Below are 5557 nucleotides of genomic sequence, written 5' to 3' on the forward strand. Positions count from 1 at the left end.
GCAACGGGATCGGCGTATTTCACCATATTTGGAAGTCTTCTTCAGGATTTCCTTAGCGCAGTTTCGTCGCTGATGATCACGGCGGGATCATATCGCCCTGTATCACCGGTTACGATGCGGTTGGGATCCCCTGCCTCTACCAACGAAAAGCGCAGGCGCAACGGCACGTTCACTTTGGACGCAGCATGTTTGCCCACATCGAATGTTCTTTGGGGGATGTCCTCAATGATCTCAGCGCGTATCCAATACTTACCGCCATCAATACCCAAACTCCCTTTGTTATTCAGAGGCAAACCATTGGCAGTCGTCAACGTCGCTTGGCTGCTGCAGGACATATCGCCCAGCCCGTCGAGCTTGGTATAGACCGTCGTTGTCCAGACCCTGTTCCTTTCATTGAGTTTGTCTGACAGGTCAATCATGATATCCGGCGCATGTAATGTGCGTTGGCCATAACAGCCCGCGTGCGCCGTCGCACTCAAGGCACCCGACACTAAAAACAGCAGGAAAACATACAGTTTTTCCATGATAATCAAACGTCTCATCTTAATGACAGGTGTGAGAAACGCTCGCCGCCCAGTCGGGCTGGCGAACCATACAACTTCCATTTTTCATGCGCACTTCCAGGTAATCGGGCTTCTGCTCCGACTTGATATAAACCACACTGGACTGGCCAATAAACCCCATCGAGCGACCCGACTGGTCCACCACTTCGGCACCAAAAGGCAACGGGCTGCCATCCGCTTTATGCGCCTTCAAAATGTATGACTGACGTTGGTCTGTCTCAAACTTTACGTGGCTGACCGCACCTTCATACGGCACCGTATTGGCGATATTGCCGATAATTTCTGCACCCGAACTGTTACCGCCATCAGACAACGTAATTGAATTCAAGCGATAAGGGGTTGCATAGGGAACCAGCGCCAGTCCCTTTTCATTGGTGACAATACTTTGGTCGCCATTCACGATCAGCCCTTTGGCATTGGGCGCCTCGACAATCATCATGGTACTGCCCATCTCATTGGACGCCAGCACGTGCCCGGCAATAGCCACCACACTGCCGCGCGCACTGATACCCGATTGGCGGTACTCGGAGGACTCGCCATATGAGGCCCCCACGGTCGAGGCGTTGCCGCGGTAAGCGGCACTGACACTGGCAGCGTTATTGCCGCCGGTTTGGTTACTGCCTGCCACGGTGTAATTCAGGCGATTGGAGGCCAGTGCATTTCCACTCACGCTGAGGTTGCTTTGCTGATAACGCCCCCCCACAACGGAGGCACCGGCATTGAGATGCGCACGACGACCGGCGACATCAAAAGGCATTGTCAGCGAGAGATAAAAACGCGTCTCTTCTTCACGCTGGTTATTTCTGACGCGGTTAGCCGAAAGGTTGTAATTGATCGAACCCAGGGTGTTGGTATAACCGAACTGGTATTCACGGCTCTTGGTGTTACTGGTCCAGTAGTCTCGCTGTGTTCCGGAAAAAAACACCGTACCCCAGCCGTCTGACAAACGCTGGTTAAGGCTCAAATTAAAGGTGTTACGAGGCCGCGCATTTCGCACCACATCCCACGTATTCAAATCGAGAACCGGCGCCTCCACCTCATCGTGGAAACGGCGATGGCGGGTGCTCTTTTCAATTTGGCGATACCCCTCTTGGGAGTAAATGGCATCGCTGAAGCTGTAGTAACCTTCCGTGGAATAACGATACGCGGCCAACGTAAAGTTGGTGGCCGTCGTGTCCAGGAATTTGCTATATGCCACGCGCACACTCTGGCCCGTTTTATGCTGCTGCTTCAATTGGGTATCCGACTGGGTGATATCGACGGACACAGCCCCCACCGGCAGGTTTAAACTGCTGCCCACCAAATAGGCGCGGTAGTCATTACTTAACGTGGCGCCTGTGTAACCGGTCACGAGGTTGTTGAACCCATATTGAAAGGTGCCCTGGACAAACCCCGGGCGGTAGTCGGTATTGGTTTGGTTTACCGTACCCGCTGTCAGGCTGTATTTGCTGACACCCTCTTTAAGCATGTTAGGCACGGCAGAGAACGGCACGTTGAACACCTGCTCCTGACCGTCCGCCTCTTTAACCAGTACCGTCAGGTCTCCGGCAGAGCCGGTGGGCTGTATATCATCAAGCGTAAACGCACCGGGCGGCACGTTTTCCTGATAGACAACACGACCGTTCTGAATGACCTTGACCAGCGCGTTGCTACGCGCGACGCCCCGCACGACCGGCGAGAAACCCTGTCGGGAGTTGGGCAACATATTCATGTCGGAGGTCAACGACACACCGCGCACTTTGATCGAGTCAAAAAGATCGCCGGCGGTATAGAAATCACCCAGTTTGAAATTCGAGGTGATAGGCGCCACGTTTTTTTGTACATAACGGGTGCTGTTTTCGTAGCTGAGTTTTTGCGCAGTACTTTTTCTGATCGAACTGGTTTCCTTGAACTGCCAACCCGCCACACTCAGACCGATGTCCAGGCCTGAATACAGCTCATCATTGGACGGGCCGCCGCTTTTAGACTGCATGCTGTAGTACATCGCGTTGTAGCCCAACGAAAAGGCAGGCACGCCGGTGTCCCAGAACTTGGGATCGATATAACCCGAGTCTGTGCGGCTGACATACGCCTGAGGCACGGTCAGTTTTAAACTCAGCGTGCTGATGTCCAGCAAAAAAGTACCGCCCTGGACCAATTGGCTCACTTGCACGCCGCCGCCTTCGGCACCGGCGGCCGGCAAACGACTCACGTCGATGCCCAGCAGGGCAATGTCCCCGTGGCCCATCGTAATGTCGTCTTTCGTTTCGCCCACCATCACGGGGTAACGACCTTTCCAACTGTTATTGACGTACACATCGATATCCTGTTTGCCGGCAGGGATCGCCGAGCTCGCATAAAACCGGGAAATGTCGGCGTTACGCGATTGACCGGCCATGAACGAAGTATCGAATGTTTCCGCCCAGGTGTTATCCAGTAGAAACAGCGAGCCTACCGTCAGTGCTTTGATGATGATGTTTGGCTGTTTCATTCTGAATATTCACATTAGTGCGACGTGAGGGTCTTGGTTTTATAAGCGCCCAGGTCATCGATATACCGCAGGGTGTACGGCGTTTTTTTAATGACCGGCTGTTTGCTTTTGGCAAACAGTGAAGAAAACGGTGCGACCATGACCGACTCCACCAGCAAGTTCGGCTGATCAGCGTGATCAACGTTGGCCAACGTAAAAAAATAGCCACTGTTATTAACGACATTGAAACCGTTCGCCACCGCGTGCAACTCGACGTGATTGAGACTGGTTTCGGAAGTGCCTTTTAACCCAGCAGGCCGGTAAAACATTTTTATGCGCGATTTGATTGCCAGTTGCAGCGTGTTGGCGCCCTGCAAGTTCTCCGGCACCGGTGGAATGTCCAGAACATTCAAAAAGAACACTGACTCCCGGTCACTCGCCAACGGCGCGCCTATTTTTGTTATGCGCAATTGCTGACCACTGTCACCCGAGACTTTGACCACGGGAGGAGACAATAAAAAGGGAACATTGGCCGTCTCGGGCGTGGAATCAATATCACCGTCATCGATCCAGGCCTGCACCAGCGACGCATCGCTGCCACTGTTGATCAGTTGAACAACTACATCCTTGTTTTGTTCAGGGTAAATAACCCGGGTGCCATTGATAACAATATTGGCTTGCGCCGATACGCACGCGACAAACAGCCCCGCCAAAACAATAAGTTTTATCATGATCGTTTCCAGGGCCAGGCCCCTGAAGGGCCTGGCAAATGCGATGAGTTACAGGTAGGAAATGGTGTACGTCAGGTTCGAACTCAGGCCACCCACTTTCGCCGGGGCGGTATTGGTTTTGTAGTAGTAAGCATCCAATGTCACCACCTCGAAGTCGGCCGACGCTTTTGCCCCGCTGACGGCTGTGGTGTAAGGCACGTTCAACTGGATAGGGGTTGTCGAACCGCTGGCAGAAAGCGAAAAGCCAACGTTTTTCGCCACGGAAGCATCGTTTTCGTTAACCGAATTGTTAACCAGGTACTTACCATCGGTGGAGATATTATCCGCCGACGAAAAATACATTTTCAGTGGTGTGCCGGCTTCACCGGCCGCCGGGCTGCAACCGGAGAACGTCAAGGAAAACGACTTTTTATTCTTGGTGATGGGCCCCACTTTAGTGCCGGCATCCACGACAGAGATAGGAGACAGGGCCACCGTGAAGTCTGCACTTTTGCCACCATTGATCGTGCAGGTCGTATCGGTAATTGCGCCGCTGAAAGAAATGATGCCGCCCGCCGAATTATCGGCAGCGATGGCATTGGCACAAGTGAACGCGGCGACCAGTGCAACGAGAGAGAACGCATGTTTCATTTTAAAACTCCATTACTTCATTAAGGGTTGTGACAGGGCCGACTGGCCAGAACTCGTACAGCGAACCAACTTGCAAATAACAAACCGTTTGAAACAACCCCGGCTTGCCAAACGTGCATCGGCACCGACGGCAAGTTTCAACCTGCCGCGCAGCACCCACATTCAACACGCCGTGGTGGGTTACTTCTATAAAGTGAACAACCTCATTTTTTACCCTGCTCAATAATGACGAGCCGAGTAGAAATGACGGGCCATTGATGAGTGCAATTGAACACTGCACTTAGTCGATGACGGTATAAGCTCGAACGAACTGGGGCTATTTTGCGCATGGGGGTGGAAATTCTCTGTAGGACCAATCCCTGCGACTTGTAGGAAATTTCCCACGAAAAAGAACAGCGCCCAGCGGTCATTGCGGAAAAGCGCATAGCGACAGGAAATTTCCTACAAGGCTCAGGGAAATTTCAGCGGGCTTATTTCCCTAAAGGTTTGCAAAACTAAGCGGCACCACCCGATATATCCCCTATCAAGCACTCATTCAAATGTGTAGGAAGAACGCCTCTGACTTTAGCCTTGCCACGTATGTTGGCCTGAGCGCATGAATCAAGAAGTACGGTGTTTCAAAAAGCCACCTTTGAACTCGAGTTTTACCGTACTTCGGAGAGCTACCCATGCAGACGCTGCCTTTACGCGTTCTGGTCTTGAACGACACCTGTTTCCAGCGGACAACTATCGTGAATATGTTGCGGCAACTGGGATGTGACTTTGTATTCAGTGCAACCTGTGCTCACCACGCATTGAGCGCACTTAATTGCGTGGGGCCGGTGGACATTGCTTTGTGTGACTTGCGCAAAGAAAGCCTCGACAGCCTGAATTTTTTAAAACACTCGGCGCAACGTGAGTTGGTTCGCTCCGTGATCATCAGCAATTCACTGGATGAGGATGTCGGGCGAGCGGCCGGAAAATTGATCCCCCTGATGGGGCTGAGGTTGTTGGGCGAACTGGGTTCTTATCTCCAACTCGAAAAGCTGGGCGCACTCCTGAAAAACTACCTCACGCCTCCACCCCGCCCACCCGCTGTTCACCGTATACCGCTCACCGCCACTGAGGCCCAGGTGCGCCAGGCGCTGGCGCTAGTGTGCTGTTCGCGAAATAAATTTCTGAGTAATTCGTCTACACTTCAAACG

At 52.6% G+C, this 5557-nt stretch carries 4 protein-coding genes and 1 pseudogene; 1 reads left to right on the forward strand and 4 read right to left on the reverse strand.

The features are described from left to right. Nucleotides 1-41: 41 nt before the first annotated feature. The 4 genes from ACW9H9_RS28205 to ACW9H9_RS28220 are packed head-to-tail and all read right to left on the reverse strand — an operon-like array spanning nt 42 to nt 4373. The gene (locus tag ACW9H9_RS28205) at nt 42-524 is read right to left on the reverse strand and encodes a hypothetical protein (RefSeq protein ID WP_457346642.1); all 483 of its coding nucleotides are present in this window, start codon (nt 522-524) and stop codon (nt 42-44) included. Between the two features lie 19 nt (nt 525-543). Then, the gene (locus tag ACW9H9_RS28210) at nt 544-3033 is read right to left on the reverse strand and encodes a fimbria/pilus outer membrane usher protein (RefSeq protein ID WP_457346641.1); all 2490 of its coding nucleotides are present in this window, start codon (nt 3031-3033) and stop codon (nt 544-546) included. A gap of 14 nt (nt 3034-3047) precedes the next feature. Next, nucleotides 3048-3743, reverse strand: coding sequence for a fimbrial biogenesis chaperone (locus tag ACW9H9_RS28215; RefSeq protein WP_457346640.1), 696 nt, complete (start codon nt 3741-3743; stop codon nt 3048-3050). Nucleotides 3744-3791: 48 nt separating this feature from the next. Beyond that, on the reverse strand, nt 3792-4373 hold the full coding sequence (locus tag ACW9H9_RS28220) for a fimbrial protein (RefSeq protein WP_457346639.1): 582 nt from the start codon (nt 4371-4373) through the stop codon (nt 3792-3794). Between the two features lie 668 nt (nt 4374-5041). Here ACW9H9_RS28220 and ACW9H9_RS28225 point away from each other — a divergent pair. Beyond that, a pseudogene (locus ACW9H9_RS28225) lies at nt 5042-5557 on the forward strand (hypothetical protein); the annotation flags it as partial.

Source organism: Pseudomonas sp. SDO5215_S409, assembly GCF_054071325.1.